Source organism: Hydrogenophaga sp. RWCD_12 (assembly GCF_046604225.1).
Classification (GTDB): Bacteria; Pseudomonadota; Gammaproteobacteria; order Burkholderiales; family Burkholderiaceae_C; genus Hydrogenophaga.
On record NZ_JBKIXC010000007.1, the window covers coordinates 1 to 14,159 of the forward strand.

The window sequence follows — 14,159 nt, forward strand, 5'->3', positions numbered from 1 at the left end:
GCCTGCCCCCCGCGCCAATCACGCCTTGCGGGCGGTGGTCTTTTTCGCGGCAGGGCGCTTCACCGGCGCCGCTGCGCGCTTGGCAGGGGCCGCCTTGACGGCGGTCTTGGGGGCGGCTTTTGGAGCAGCTTTTGGAGCAGCAACCACAGCAACCGGTGCAGCTTCAGCCTTGGCACCCTGGTGGGCCAGGATGAAGCTCTTGACCACCGGGTACACCATCTCGCGCCAGCGGCGGCCGCTGAAGATGCCGTAGTGGCCGGCTCCCTTGGCCTCGTAGTGCATCTGGTGGCTCTTGGGGATGCTGGTGCACAGGTTGTGGGCAGCGGCGGTCTGGCCGGAGCCGGAGATGTCGTCCAGTTCGCCTTCGACGGTCAGCAGGCCGGAGGTCTTGATGTCCTGCGGGCAGACGCGCTCGGTCTTGCCGGCCTCGTTCTTGACGTCCCAGGTTCCGTTGACCAGCTTGAACTCCTGGAACACCGTGTTGATGGTTTCCAGGTAGTAGTCGGCGTCCATGTCGAGCACAGCGTTGTACTCGTCGTAGAACTTGCGGTGGGCGTCGGCGCTTTCGTTGTCGCCCTTGATCAGGTCCTGGAAGTAGTCGTAGTGGCTGCTGGCGTGGCGGTCGGGGTTCATGGCCACAAAGCCGGTGTGCTGCAGGAAACCAGGGTAGACGCGGCGGCCGGCTCCCGGGAACTTGTCGGGCACGCGGTAGATGACGTTGTTCTCGAACCAGGCGTGGCTGCGCTGGGTGGCCAGGTTGTTCACCGCGGTGGGTGACTTGGTGGCATCGATCGGGCCACCCATCATGGTCATCGACAGCGGCGTGGTTTCGCCGCGCGAGGCCATCAGCGACACGGCGGCCAGCACCGGCACGGTCGGCTGGCAGACGCTCATCACGTGGCAGTTGCCATACGTCTTCTGCAGGTAGCGGATGAACTCCTGCACATAGTTGACGTAGTCGTCCAGGTGGAATTCACCCTTGGACATCGGCACCAGACGGGCGTTCTTCCAGTCGGTGATGTAGACCTTGTGGTCCTTGAGCATGGTCTTGACCGTGTCGCGCAGCAGCGTGGCGTAGTGGCCCGAGAGCGGCGCGACGATCAGCACCACAGGCTGGGTCTTGAGCTTGGCCAGGGTGGCGGTGTCGTCGGAGAAGCGCTTGAAGCGGCGCAGTTCGCAGAACGGCTTGTCGATTTCGACGCGCTCGTAGATCGCGACTTCGACACCGTCCACGTCCACGGTAGGGATGTCGAAGGTTGGCTTCTCGTAGTCCTTGCCAAGGCGGTGCATCAGGTCGTAGCCGGCCGAGATGCGCTGCGCCATCGGCAGCTGGCCCAGTGGCGACAGGGGGTTGTTGAACAGCTTGGCGGTCACTTCGGCCAGGTCGGCGAAGGGTTCCATGATCGAGCGCTGGGTTTCGTAGATCTGGTAGAGCATGGCTGTGGAGAAGGTGATGTTGCAGTGCAATATAACAGGTGGTTACTGGTGTCCAGAGGGGAAAAACACCTAATGTGCAGCCCCGGATTGTCACCTTGGTGAAAGGAATCGACGGACCGTTCAGACCGGATTTGACCGGCCATTTCAGGGTGATGCCACGGACAGGCGAAAAAAAGCCGCTCGATGAGCGGCTTTCCGAAGCAGGGCGTGAGAAAAATCAAACGACCTTGGCAATCGCCTGACAGACGTAGTCGATGTTCTTGCTGTTCAGCGCGGCGACGCACATGCGGCCGGTGTCGGTGCCGTACACGCCGAACTCGCTGCGCAGGCGCACCATCTGGTCCTTGGACAGGCCCGAGTAGCTGAACATGCCGATCTGGGTGGTGATGAAGGACATGTCCTTGCTCACACCGGCCGCCTTCAGGCCGTCGACCAGCTTCTGGCGCATGGCCTTGATGCGCACGCGCATCTCGCCCAGTTCCTTTTCCCACAGGGCACGCAGCTCGGGGTTGCCCAGCACCGCGGCCACGATCGCGCCACCGTGGGTCGGCGGGTTGGAGTAGTTGGTGCGGATGGCGATCTTGAGCTGGCTCAGCACGCGATCGGTTTCTTCCTTGCTGCTGCCGACCACGCTCAGGGCGCCCACGCGCTCGCCGTACAGGCTGAAGCTCTTGGAGAAGCTGGTGGACACGAAGATGTTCAGGCCGGCGGCCACGAACTTGGCGATCACGGCGCCGTCTTCGGCGATGCCGTAGCCAAAGCCCTGGTAGGCCATGTCCAGGAAGGCGGTCAGGTTGCGGGCCTTGACCGCAGCGATCACCTGGTCCCACTGGGCCGGGGTGATGTCGTAGCCGGTCGGGTTGTGGCAGCAGGCGTGCAGCAGCACGATGGTGCCTTCGGCGGCGGCGTTGAGCTTGGTCAGCATGCCGTCGAAGTTGATGCCGCCCAGGCCACCGTTGGCGCTCTGGTCGAAGTAGGGGTATGTGTCGACGTTGAAGCCGGCGTTGGTGAACAGCGCGCGGTGGTTTTCCCAGCTCGGGTCGGAAATCAGCACGGTGGCGTTGGGGCTGAGTTTCTTGAGGAAGTCGGCGCCGATCTTCAGGCCGCCGGTGCCGCCGATGGCCTGCACCGTGGCGACGCGGCCGCTCTTGACGACGTCGGAGTCAGCGCCGAACACCAGACCCTTGACGGCGGCGTCGTAGGCGGCAATGCCGTCGATCGGCAGGTAGCCGCGCGCGGTGGGCTTGTCCATCATGGTCTTTTCGGCGGCCTGCACGCACTGCAGCAGCGGCAGCTTGCCGTTGTCATCGAAATACACGCCCACGCCCAGGTTGACCTTGTTGGGGTTGGTGTCGGCAGCGAATTGTTCGTTCAGACCCAGGATGGGGTCGCGGGGGGCCATTTCGACGGCGGAAAACAGGGACATGACAAGGGTCCAGAGTAGGTTGGAAACGGGAAGACGGGTGGGGCGGTGATGGTTCTGGCAGCGGGCCCCGGATTGCGTTAGGCTGTCAGATTGCCCGCAATTTTATCCGCCATGGTCACCGCATCTTCCGAGCCCCTGGAACTGGTCCTGGACGAGACGCCTCCCGAAGGCAATTTCGTCCGCTTTCCGGATTCGCCCTTCGAGCTGTTCCAGCCGTATCCGCCGGCTGGCGACCAGCCCACGGCGATTGCCGGGCTGGTGGAGGGCGTGCAGGACGGCGAGGTGTTCCAGACCCTGCTGGGCGTGACCGGCTCGGGCAAGACTTTCACCATGGCCAATGTGATTGCCCGCCTGGGCCGGCCGGCGATCATCTTTGCACCCAACAAGACGCTGGCCGCGCAGCTGTATTCGGAGTTTCGCGAGTTCTTCCCGAAAAACGCCGTGGAGTACTTCGTCAGCTACTACGACTACTACCAGCCCGAGGCCTATGTGCCGCAGCGCGACCTGTTCATCGAAAAGGACAGCGCGATCAACGAGCACATTGAGCAGATGCGGCTGTCCTGCACCAAAAGCATCCTGGAGCGGCGCGACGTGGTGATCGTCGCCACGGTTTCGGCCATCTACGGCATCGGCAAGCCTGAGAGCTACCACCAGATGGTGATGACGCTGCGTGTGGGCGACAAGGTCGGTCAGCGCGACCTGATCGCGCAATTGGTGCGCATGCAGTACAGCCGCAACGAGCAGGATTTCTCGCGCGGCAAGTTCCGGGTCCGCGGCGACACTATCGACGTGTTTCCGGCCGAACACTCCGAGGTCGCGATCCGCATCGAGCTGTTCGACGACGAGATCGAGTCGCTGCAGCTGTTCGACCCGCTCACCGGCAAGGTGCGGCAGAAGATCCCGCGCTTCACCGTGTTCCCCAGCAGCCACTACGTGACGCCGCGCGAGCAGGTGCTCCATGCCGTCGAGGCGATCAAGGAAGAGTTGCGCGAGCGCCTGGGCCAGTTGGTGGGCATGGGCAAGCTGGTCGAGGCGCAGCGGCTGGAGCAGCGCACGCGCTTCGACCTGGAGATGCTCAGCGAGGTCGGCCATTGCAAGGGCATCGAGAACTACTCGCGCCACCTGGCCGGCAGCGCGCCGGGAGACCCACCGGCCACGTTGACGGACTACATGCCGCGCGACGCGATCATGTTCCTGGACGAGAGTCACCAGATGATCGGCCAGCTCAACGCCATGTACAGCGGCGACCGCTCGCGCAAGACCACGCTGGTCGAATATGGCTTTCGTCTGCCCAGTGCGCTGGACAACCGGCCGCTGAAGTTCGAGGAGTTCGAGCAGCGCATGCGCCAGTGCATCTTCGTCTCGGCCACGCCGGCCGACTACGAGAAGACGCACTCGGGCAACGTGGTCGAGCAGGTGGTGCGCCCGACCGGTCTGGTGGACCCGGAGGTCGAGGTTCGGCCCGCCACGCACCAGGTCGACGACGTGCTGCAGGAGATCCGCATCCGTGTGGAGAAGAGCGAACGTGTGCTGATCACCACGCTGACCAAGCGCATGGCCGAGCAGCTGACAGACTACCTGACGGAAAACGGCGTCAAGGTGCGCTACCTGCACAGCGACGTGGACACGGTCGAGCGGGTCGAGATCATTCGCGACCTGCGGCTGGGCGCATTCGACGTGCTGGTGGGCATCAACCTGCTGCGCGAAGGTCTGGACATTCCAGAGGTGTCGCTGGTCGCGATCCTGGACGCCGACAAGGAGGGGTTCCTGCGCGCCGAGCGTTCGCTGATCCAGACCATCGGCCGGGCGGCGCGCAACCTCAATGGCCGCGCCATTCTGTATGCCGACCGCATCACCGAATCGATGAAGAAGGCGATGGGCGAGACCGAACGGCGCCGCATCAAGCAGGTGGCCTTCAACGAGGCCAACGGCATCACGCCCAAGGGCGTGGTCAAGCGGGTGCGCGACCTCATCGACGGCGTCTACAGCGAGAAGGCGGGCCGGGAGGCCGATCGCCTGGCGTCCGAGCGCGCGCTGCAGAGCAGCACCGACGAGATGGACGAGAAGGACATGGCGCGCGAAATCAAGCGACTGGAGAAGGCCATGCTGGAGCACGCGCGCAATCTGGAATTTGAAAAGGCCGCCTCGATCCGGGACCAGCTCTCGCGCCTGAAAGAGCGGTTGTTCGGAGCGCCCGGCCGCGACAATGTGGCCTGACAAACTGCCGCACAATACCCGGCCAGGTTGCACGAGGGGTCGGCAAGACATTGCCGGGACGTGCGACCACCAGAAACCATCCAGAACATTGACGCATGACCATCGCAGTGCGAGCGCCAGGACAGTCCGCGCAGACGGACGTCGACACGCGCATTTACCTGATCGAAGACGATCCCTCGATCCTGCAGTTTGTCCAGCAGGCCATGTTGTCCCGGCCCAACTGGCAGCTGGAGGGTGTGTCCGACAGTCGCAGCCATGCCCTGCAGTACGCGCTGAGCGGGGAGGCCAACGTCTTTCTGGTCGACCTCGGACTGCCGGACGGTCGTGGCGAGGAGCTGCTGCGCTGGCTGGCTGAGGTGCGGCCAGACGCGGAGCTGCTGGTGTTCACGGTGTTCGGCGACGAATCCCGTCTGGTGGGCGCCCTGCAGGCCGGTGCAACCGGCTACGTGCTCAAGGGCTGCAGCAGCGAAGAGCTGGTGCACGCCATCGAACAGATCCGCGGAGGGGGCGCACCGATCTCGCCGCTGCTGGCCCGCATGCTGCTGCGGCAGTTCCGGGTGGCGCAGGAGTCCCCGGTGCTGGTGCAGGCGCTGCACGAAGTCATGCTCTCCGAGCGCGAGACCGAGGTGCTCAAGCTGGTGGCCCAGGGTTACGTGAACAAGGAAATCGCGCTGCGGTTGGCGATTTCCCCCGCGACCGTGGGCTCGCACATCAAGAACCTCTACCGCAAGCTGGCGGTGCACAGCCGCGTGCAGGTGGTTCGCGCGGCACAGGAGCGGGGCTTGTTGTGAGTTGGACGGCGTCCCTGACCCGACGGCTGCTGGTCACGCCGGCGTACTGGTGGGCCGGGATGTTGCTGGTGGTGTTGATCGGCGGACTGCTCTGGGTGTCACGGACCGACCCTGTTGCCGGGGCCTATGCCATCCGTCAGGCGGTTGTCGAGCATGAACAGGCGGGCGTGCCCCGGGTGTTTTCGGTCGACCTTCCACACGTCTGGGACGACCAGTCCCCGCGGTGGGAGGGCGAGGCGCGTTACAGACTGGCCTGGCCGGAAGCCCTTGTGGTCGGGCAGGGTGATGCCCGACCGCTGGGCTTGCTGCTGCCGCGGGTCGGTGCGCGCTATCGCGTCTGGCTCAACGGCCAGGAGGTGGCCGGCCGGTTCTGGACCTATGACGGCTTCGCGGACGCGTCGCTGGTGCCGCAGATCGTGTCGCTGCCACGCGCCTGGCTGGTGGCCGATCCGAAAGCCAACCGGCTGGAGATCGAGGTCAGGGGGCAGCCGCTGCGCAAGAGCGGCCTGTCGCTGGTGCAGGTCGGGGATCACGACGCGCTCAAGCAGCGCCATGCCCAGCTGATGTGGTGGCAGGTCTACGCGACCTGGATGGTGGCGGCGTGCTCGCTGATGCTGGGTTTGATGGCGCTGCTGCTGTGGCTGAATACACACGAACGGCTGTTCGGCCTGCTGGCTGCCGCCACGTTCGCCTGGACCATCCGGTTGGTACTGACGCCGCTGGAGACCCCGCCGATGTCGTTCGAGGTCTGGTACTACCTGCAGAAGCTGTCGTTCACCGTCTACTGCGGCTGCCTCTACCTGTTCATGTGGGACCTGTTCGACTACCGCCAGGGTTTCATCCGCAGTTTCGTCAACGGTCTGCTGGTCGTGGGACCGGTCTGGCTGGCGGTCACGGTGTACGTCAACAGCTACGCCATGTACCAGCTCTGGATGGCGATCATCACGCTGACTTCGGTGGTGGCGCTGGTCAAGCTGTTCCACCGGGCGCGCTGGGGACTCGACGCCAACCAGCGGCTGATGGTGGTGTTTGGTGCAGCGACCATGGCCACCGGCGTGCGCGACTTCGCGGTGGTGAACTTGGGAGTTCCGGGTGACGCGGACATCCGGTGGATGACCGTGGGCTCATTGATGCTGATGTACGCGCTGGGCTGGGTGCTGGTGCGGCGGGTCTCGTCGGCGATGGAACAGGTGAGGTTGCTCAATGCCGAACTGTCGCGCAAGGTGGGAGAGCGGGAAGACGAGCTGCAGCGCCTGTTCGAGCGCTTGCGTCTTGTCGAGAGCCAGCGCGTGCTGGAGGCCGAGCGGCGCCGGCTGACGCGGGACATGCACGACGGCCTGGGCAGTCAGCTGGTGCAGGCGCTCAACGTCGTGCGCGGCGGCCAGCAGCTTGACAGCGCGTCCGTGGCGGCAATGCTCAACCACGCGCTCGAAGACCTGCGAATGACGCTGGATTCGCTCGAACCCATGGACGGAGACCTGCCGACGATTCTCGGCACCCTGCGCCAGCGCATAGCGCCCGCCTTGCAGGCCGCGAGCGTCGAGCTGGACTGGCAGGTGGAAGAGGTGCCGCCAATCCCCGGGCTCGAGGCCCGCGGGGTCCTGCATGTGTTCCGTTGCCTGCAGGAGGTGTTCGCCAACATCCTCAAGCACGCGAACGCGCGGCGCGTGACAGTGATCACCCGCGATCTGGGGTGCCAGGTGGAGCTCTGCGTGCGCGACGACGGCGTCGGACTGGGAGCAATCCGCAAGGCCAGTGCGCCGGGCAGTGGCGGCCGCGGCATGGGCAACATCCGCCTTCGTGCGGCCGAACTGGGTGTGGCGGTGTCGTTCGAGGACGCGCGACCGGGCACCTGTGTGCGTTTCACCTTCCCGCTGCAGCCAACCGATCCGATGCCGCAATGAGCCTGTCGGGCGCGGAGTTGCCAAGTCCGAGCGAATCAGTGGGCTATTGGTGTATACTCGATCAAAACACTCGGATACAGAGTCGAAATTGCAGTCACCGAGAGGTGGCTGGGGTGGGTGGAGAAGCGGTCGGTCGGGCACTCTGAAGGCCTGTGCCGGTCCTGAAACGACAGCCAAACCTCACGAACAGGAGCATCCCATGCGCCTCACGACCAAAGGCCGTTTTGCGGTCACCGCGATGATTGATCTGGCCCTGCGCCAGAACAACGGCCCCGTCACCCTGGCGGCCATCAGCCAGCGTCAGCAGATTTCCCTGTCTTACCTTGAACAGCTGTTCGGCAAGCTGCGCCGCCACGAGCTGGTCGAGTCCACCCGCGGCCCCGGCGGCGGCTACACCCTGGGCCGCAAGGCCACCGACATCACCGTCGCCGACATCATCGTGTCGGTCGACGAGCCGATCGACGCCACGCAGTGCGGCGGCAAGGAAAACTGCCACGGTGAAGGCAACCGATGCATGACCCACGAACTGTGGGCCCAGCTCAACGCGAAGATGGTCGATTTCCTCGACTCCGTGTCGCTGCAGTCGCTGGTCGATGACCAGATTGCCAAGGGCGTGGTGGTTGAAAACGCGCCCATGATCAAACGCGCGATTTCCAGCGCGCCGGTGGTCAAGCCGATTCGCGTGAATGCCCCGAACTCGGTCTTTGCCCTCGGAGGCGCAGCCCTGAGCAAGTGAATGGCTGTCGCCGGTGCCAGGTGTGACCTGGTGCCGGTGGGCCGCCGCTTGCCCGGGTGTCTGACCAGAGTCAGTCCACAACAAGAAACCCACGATTGAATGCCGACATGAGCACGCCGCATTTCCCCATTTACATGGACTACAGCGCCACCAATCCCTGCGATCCGCGGGTGGTGGATGCCATGATTCCCTGGTTGCGCGAACATTTCGGCAACCCGGCTTCGCGCAGCCACGCCTGGGGCTGGGAAGCTGAAAAGGCCGTCGAGACCGCCCGCGAACAGGTGGCTGCCCTGATCAATGCCGATCCGCGCGAGATCGTCTGGACCAGCGGCGCGACCGAGTCCAACAACCTGGCCTTGAAGGGCGCTGCCCAGTTCTACAAGACCAAGGGCAAGCACATTATCACGGTCAAGACCGAGCACAAGGCCGTGCTCGACACCTGCCGCGAGCTGGAGCGCCAGGGCTTCGAGGTGACCTACCTCGACGTGCAGGCCGACGGCTTGGTCAACCTTGATGCGTTCAAGGCCGCGATCCGCCCCGACACGATTCTGGCTTCGGTCATGTTCGTGAACAACGAGATCGGCGTGATCCAGGACATCGCTGCCATCGGCGCGATCTGCCGCGAGAAGGGCGTGATCTTCCACGTCGATGCCGCGCAGGCCACTGGCCGTGTCGACATCGACCTGCAAACCTTGCCGGTCGATCTGATGAGCCTGACCAGCCACAAGACCTATGGTCCCAAGGGCATCGGAGCACTGTTTGTGCGCCGCAAGCCGCGCATCCGCATCGAGGCGCAGATGCATGGTGGTGGTCACGAGCGCGGCATGCGCTCGGGCACGCTCCCGACGCACCAGTGCGTGGGCATGGGCGAGGCCTACCGCATCGCCAAGGCCGAGATGCACGAAGAAAACCGGCGCATTCGCGCGCTACACGACCGCATGCTGGCCGGCCTCAAGGGCATCGAAGAAGTGTTCATCAACGGCCACGAGACGCAACGCGTGCCGCACAACCTGAACATGAGCTTCAACTACGTCGAGGGCGAGTCGCTGATCATGGGCATCAAGGGTCTGGCGGTGTCGTCGGGCTCGGCCTGCACGTCGGCCAGTCTGGAGCCCAGCTATGTGCTGCGTGCCCTGGGCCGCAGTGATGAACTGGCGCACAGCAGCCTGCGCATGACGATCGGTCGCTGGACGACCGAAGCAGAAGTTGATTACGCGATCCAGACGATCCAGGAAAACGTCGCCAAACTCCGCGAACTCTCCCCACTGTGGGAAATGTTCAAGGACGGCGTCGATCTGTCCACCATCCAGTGGGCAGCGCACTGAAGGAGAACAACCATGGCCTATTCTGAAAAAGTCGTTGACCACTACGAAAACCCCCGCAACGTCGGTTCCTTCGACAAGGGCGACGAGTCCGTCGGCACCGGCATGGTGGGTGCGCCCGCCTGCGGCGACGTGATGAAGCTGCAGATCAAGGTGAACCCGACCACCGGCGTGATCGAGGATGCCCGGTTCAAGACTTACGGCTGCGGGTCGGCGATTGCGTCGAGTTCGCTGGTGACCGAATGGGTCAAGGGCAAGACGCTGGACCAGGCCGCGGCGCTCAAGAACAGCGAAATCGCCGAGGAACTGGCGCTGCCGCCGGTGAAGATCCATTGCTCGATCCTGGCCGAAGACGCCATCAAGGCGGCCGTGGACGACTACCGCAAGAAGCACGCGAACTGAGCCACTGCCATGTCTGTCACGATTTCTGAAGCCGCCGCCCGGCACGTCACGCGTTACCTCGCCAAACGGGGCAAGGGCGTCGGCGTGCGCCTGGGCGTCAAGACCACCGGTTGTTCCGGCCTGGCCTACAAGCTGGAGTATGCCGACGAGGTCGCGCCCGAAGACGTGGTGTTTGAGGAAAACGGCGTCAAGGTGCTGGTGGACCCGAAAAGCATGCCCTACATCGATGGCACGCAGCTGGATTTCGTGCGCGAAGGCCTCAATGAAGGCTTCAAGTTCCACAACCCCAACGAACGCGACCGCTGCGGCTGCGGGGAAAGTTTCCGGGTCTAATCCGGGAATGAACCTGCAATCCAACGACTTTGAGCTTTTTGAACTTCCGGTGGCGTTTGCCGTGGACGCTGCCCGGCTCGACGAGCGCTGGAAGGCGTTGCAGCGCGAGGTGCACCCTGATCGCCACGCTGCTGCCGACGCCCAGACCCAGCGCCAGGCGATGCAATGGTCGGTCCGCATCAACGAGGCCTACCAGCGGCTGAAAGATCCGCTCAAGCGCGCGGCCTATTTGTGTGAGCTGCACGGTGCGCCGGTAGAGGCCGAAAACAACACGGCCATGCCGGCGGCGTTCCTGATGCAGCAGATGGAGTGGCGCGAGGCGCTCGACGAAGCCCGCAGCGGTGACCAACTCGAAGACATGGCCGACGAAGTGGCCGCGGCCCGCAAGACGATGCTGGCGGACCTGCAGACCACTGCTGACGAGCGCCGCGATTTTGCGGCCCTGGCCGGACAAGTCAGAGCCCTCATGTTTGTTGAGCGCTTTGCCCGCGACGTGGAAGCCCGCCTCGATCAACTGGGACAATAGCGGGTTGCTCCCGCCGTCCGCCCGTTTTTTCCCTTCATCTCCATGGCGCTCCTGCAGATTTCCGAACCCGGCCAGTCCCTCGACCCGCACCAGCGGCGGATTGCGGTTGGCATCGACCTGGGCACCACCCATTCGCTGGTGGCCGCGGTGCGCCACGGTGTGGCCGAATGCTTGCCAGCCATTGATGGCAAGGTGATCCTGCCGAGCGTGGTGCGGTACCTCGACCAGAAACAGGGTGGGGCGGGGCGCCAGATTGGTTTCGATGCTCTGGCTGCCCAGATCACCGACCCGGCCAACACCATCAGCTCGGTCAAGCGCCTCATGGGCCGCACCCGCGCGCAGGTAGGGGACGTGGACAAGCTGTCCTACCGAGTGGTGGACGAGAACGGCATGGCCGTGGTGGAGACGGTGGCCGGTCGCAAGACGCCGATGGAAGTCAGCGCGGAAATCCTGGCCACGCTGCGTTTCCGTGCCGAAGACAGCTTCGACGACGAGCTGTTCGGCGCGGTCATCACTGTGCCCGCATATTTTGACGACGCCCAGCGTCAGGCCACCAAGGACGCCGCCGAACTGGCCGGCATCAACGTGCTGCGCCTGATCAACGAACCCACCGCAGCTGCGATCGCCTATGGACTGGACAACGGTTCGGAAGGCGTCTATGCGATCTATGACCTGGGCGGCGGCACCTTCGACATCTCGGTGCTGCGCCTGACGCGCGGCGTATTTGAAGTCATGGCCACCGGCGGCGATTCGGCCCTGGGCGGCGACGACTATGACCAGGCGCTGGCCGCATGGGTGCTGCAGCAGGCAGGCCTGGGGCCGGTGGCCGACGCGGCCGAGCGCGCCGCCATGCACCGCGAAGCCCGCCGCGTCAAGGAGCAGCTCTCCAGCCAGACCGAAGCGGTCTTTCGCAGCGAGATCGTGGGGCGCCAGGTCGAGCAGACCTTGCGTCGTGAGGATTTCGAGGCCTGCACCTCGGCGCTGACCGCCCGCACCATGACCGCGGTGCGCAAGGTGCTGCGCGACGCGGGTGTGACCAAAGACGAAGTGCAGGGCGTGGTCATGGTGGGCGGCTCGACCCGCATGCCAGTGGTCCGGCGCACGGTAGGTGAGTTCTTTGGCCGCGAACCCCTGACCAACCTGAATCCCGACGAAGTGGTTGCGCTGGGCGCCGCCATCCAGGCCAACGCGCTGGCCGGCAACAGCAAGGAGGGTGACCTGCTGCTGCTGGACGTGATTCCACTGTCGCTGGGTATCGAGACCATGGGCGGCCTGGTCGAGCGCATCGTGCCGCGCAACAGCACCATTCCCACCGCCCGCGCCCAGGACTTCACCACCTACCAGGATGGCCAGACGGCACTGGCACTGCATGTGGTCCAGGGAGAGCGCGATCTGGTGGCCGACTGCCGCAGCCTGGCCCGCTTCACGTTGCGCGGCATACCGCCCATGGCGGCCGGCGCCGCGCGCATCCGTGTGACATTCACCGTGGACGCCGATGGCCTGCTGGCTGTGACAGCCAAAGAGCAGGGCAGCGGTGTCGAGGCGAAGATCGACGTCAAGCCCGCATATGGTCTGTCGGACGAGCAGATTGCAGCGATGCTGCAAGACAGCTTCTCCACGGCGCAACAGGACATGGCAGCGCGTGCGCTGGTCGAGGCACGGGTCGACGCTGACCGCATGATCGCCGCCACCCGCAGCGCGCTGGCGGCCGATGGCGACCTGCTGGCCGACGCCGAGCGCGAAGCCATCGACGCGCTCATTACCGCGCTGGCGGGCGTGGCTGTCAGCGGTAGTGCGGCCGATATCGAAGCCGCTACCCAGTCGCTGGCCAAGGGAACCGAGGCCTTTGCGGCCCAACGCATGAACCGCGGCATCCAGCAGGCGCTGGCTGGCCGCAAGCTCGAAGAAGTCTGAGCACCACAAGAACACCCAATGCCCACGATCAAGATCCTGCCCCATCCCGAATACTGCCCGCAGGGCGCGTCGATCAGCGCGCCCGCTGGCACCTCGATCTGCGAGGCCCTGCTCGACAATGACATCAGGATCGAGCACGCCTGTGACATGAGCTGTGCCTGCACGACCTGCCACGTGGTGGTGCGTGAAGGCTTCAACAGCCTCAACGAGCTCGATGAAACCGAAGAAGACCTGCTGGACCGGGCCTGGGGTCTGGAGCCGAATTCCCGGCTGTCTTGTCAGGCGATCCTGGCGCAGCAGGACGTGACAGTCGAGATCCCCAAGTACTCGATCAACCATGCCAAAGAGAACCACTGATGAGACAGGTCGTTCTCGACACCGAAACCACCGGTCTCTCGGCCGAGAGCGGTGACCGCATCATTGAAATCGGGTGCGTGGAGCTGGTCGCGCGCAAGCTGACTGGCAACAACCTGCACCACTACGTCAACCCCGAGCGCGACAGCCACGAGGATGCGCTCAAGGTGCACGGCATCAGCAACGAGTTCCTGCGGGACAAACCCAAATTCGCGCAGATCGCCGACGAGCTGCTGGAGTATTTGCAGGGTGCCGAGCTCATCATTCACAACGCTCCGTTCGACATCGGCTTCCTGAACAAGGAGCTCGAGCGCATCGGCCGCCCGCCGCTGAAGGCCCACATCGGTGGCGTGATCGATACGCTGGTGATGGCCAAGGAAATGTTCCCGGGCAAACGCAATGGCCTGGATGCCCTGTGCGACCGGCTGGAGGTGGACAACTCGGGCCGCACGCTGCACGGCGCCCTGCTCGATGCTGAGCTTCTGGCCGATGTCTACATCAACATGACGCGGGGACAGGACGCGCTGTTGATGGACGTGGGCCCTTCAGAGGTCAGCAAGGTCGGACAAGAGGTAGTTCGCATCGACCTGAGCACTCTGGACCTGCCGGTGCTGTGTGCCAACGAGCAGGAGGCGGGCGCCCATGAGGCGGTGCTGGCCGACCTGGACAAGGCGAGCAAGGGCAAGACCTTATGGCGCCAGTTGTCGGTCGTATGACTGCGGACCAATCGGAAAGCCTGAAAAATCAGGCTATAATCTGAGGCTTCCGAATGACCGGATCGCAAGAACAGGATCATT

The 14,159-nt window shown here is 64.3% G+C and carries 13 protein-coding genes; 11 read left to right on the forward strand and 2 right to left on the reverse strand.

Annotated features, from left to right (window positions below; genetic code table 11):
• Positions 1–18: 18 nt before the first annotated feature.
• Together ACLIJ1_RS23020 and ACLIJ1_RS23025 are read right to left on the reverse strand one after the other, a co-directional pair.
• On the reverse strand, positions 19–1,437 hold the full coding sequence (locus ACLIJ1_RS23020) for a polyhydroxyalkanoate depolymerase (protein WP_411367912.1): 1,419 nt from the start codon (positions 1,435–1,437) through the stop codon (positions 19–21).
• A 217-nt stretch (positions 1,438–1,654) separates the two neighbouring features.
• A complete protein-coding gene (locus ACLIJ1_RS23025) occupies positions 1,655–2,863 on the reverse strand; it encodes an amino acid aminotransferase (RefSeq protein WP_411367913.1) in 1,209 nt (402 codons plus the stop codon).
• Positions 2,864–2,974: 111 nt separating this feature from the next.
• On the opposite strand from ACLIJ1_RS23025, the gene uvrB reads away from it, so the two are divergent.
• From uvrB to dnaQ, 11 genes are all read left to right on the forward strand, one after another.
• Positions 2,975–5,080, forward strand: a complete 2,106-nt coding sequence (uvrB, locus tag ACLIJ1_RS23030; RefSeq protein ID WP_411367914.1) for an excinuclease ABC subunit UvrB — start codon at positions 2,975–2,977, stop codon at positions 5,078–5,080.
• A 95-nt stretch (positions 5,081–5,175) separates the two neighbouring features.
• A complete protein-coding gene (locus tag ACLIJ1_RS23035; RefSeq protein WP_411367915.1) occupies positions 5,176–5,871 on the forward strand; it encodes a LuxR C-terminal-related transcriptional regulator in 696 nt (231 codons plus the stop codon).
• Positions 5,868–7,775, forward strand: a complete 1,908-nt coding sequence (locus tag ACLIJ1_RS23040) for a sensor histidine kinase (protein ID WP_411367916.1) — start codon at positions 5,868–5,870, stop codon at positions 7,773–7,775. Before ACLIJ1_RS23035 ends, ACLIJ1_RS23040 begins: the two co-directional genes overlap by 4 nt.
• Positions 7,776–7,974: 199 nt before the next feature.
• Complete coding sequence (gene iscR / locus ACLIJ1_RS23045; RefSeq protein WP_411367917.1) at positions 7,975–8,511, forward strand: Fe-S cluster assembly transcriptional regulator IscR; 537 nt, start codon at positions 7,975–7,977, stop codon at positions 8,509–8,511.
• 107 nt (positions 8,512–8,618) lie between these two features.
• Positions 8,619–9,836, forward strand: coding sequence for an IscS subfamily cysteine desulfurase (locus ACLIJ1_RS23050; RefSeq protein WP_411367918.1), 1,218 nt, complete (start codon positions 8,619–8,621; stop codon positions 9,834–9,836).
• 12 nt (positions 9,837–9,848) lie between these two features.
• Positions 9,849–10,235, forward strand: coding sequence for a Fe-S cluster assembly scaffold IscU (iscU, locus tag ACLIJ1_RS23055; RefSeq protein WP_411367919.1), 387 nt, complete (start codon positions 9,849–9,851; stop codon positions 10,233–10,235).
• 9 nt (positions 10,236–10,244) lie between these two features.
• On the forward strand, positions 10,245–10,568 hold the full coding sequence (iscA, locus tag ACLIJ1_RS23060; protein WP_411367920.1) for an iron-sulfur cluster assembly protein IscA: 324 nt from the start codon (positions 10,245–10,247) through the stop codon (positions 10,566–10,568).
• Positions 10,569–10,575: 7 nt separating this feature from the next.
• Complete coding sequence (gene hscB, locus ACLIJ1_RS23065; RefSeq protein WP_411367921.1) at positions 10,576–11,094, forward strand: Fe-S protein assembly co-chaperone HscB; 519 nt, start codon at positions 10,576–10,578, stop codon at positions 11,092–11,094.
• Between the two features lie 42 nt (positions 11,095–11,136).
• On the forward strand, positions 11,137–13,008 hold the full coding sequence (hscA, locus tag ACLIJ1_RS23070) for a Fe-S protein assembly chaperone HscA (protein ID WP_411367922.1): 1,872 nt from the start codon (positions 11,137–11,139) through the stop codon (positions 13,006–13,008).
• Positions 13,009–13,026: 18 nt separating this feature from the next.
• Positions 13,027–13,365, forward strand: coding sequence for an ISC system 2Fe-2S type ferredoxin (fdx, locus tag ACLIJ1_RS23075; RefSeq protein WP_411367923.1), 339 nt, complete (start codon positions 13,027–13,029; stop codon positions 13,363–13,365).
• Positions 13,365–14,078, forward strand: a complete 714-nt coding sequence (gene dnaQ, locus ACLIJ1_RS23080; protein WP_411367924.1) for a DNA polymerase III subunit epsilon — start codon at positions 13,365–13,367, stop codon at positions 14,076–14,078. The genes fdx and dnaQ overlap by 1 nt, the downstream gene beginning before the upstream one ends.
• The last annotated feature ends 81 nt before the right edge of the window (positions 14,079–14,159 follow it).